Genomic DNA, 313 nt, shown 5'->3' with positions numbered 1-313 from the left:
GCCGAAGTGAGGAACTTTATTAAGAATTTAAGTGTGGAGCGTGGCAAAACCATCCTAATTTCCAGCCAAATACTTTCCGAAATTTCACTGTTGGCAGATGACATAGGCATTATCGACCACGGGGTTCTGCTGGAAGAAAGCAGCATGGAAGAATTAGAAAAGAAAAATCGGAAATACATCCAGCTTCAAGTGTCGGATATTCCAAAAGCCACTTTAATTTTGGAAAGGCAATTCCATGTGACCGATTATGCGGTGCAGGACGAACACAACCTGCGGCTTTATGACACCGCACTGGATATGGCGGCAATCAACA

The 313-nt window shown here is 43.8% G+C and carries 1 pseudogene; it reads left to right on the top strand.

Features of this window, described 5'->3' with window-relative positions:
- Window positions 1-313: pseudogene (locus P0G09_RS17410) on the top strand (ABC transporter ATP-binding protein); the annotation flags it as partial.

The sequence above is a fragment of the Faecalibacterium sp. DFI.5.82 genome (assembly GCF_029076575.1).
In the GTDB taxonomy this organism is placed as follows: Bacteria; Bacillota; Clostridia; order Oscillospirales; family Ruminococcaceae; genus Faecalibacterium; species Faecalibacterium duncaniae.
The sequence above is the reverse complement of the archived record's forward strand: the minus strand, read 5'-3'. Positions and strand labels throughout refer to the sequence as shown.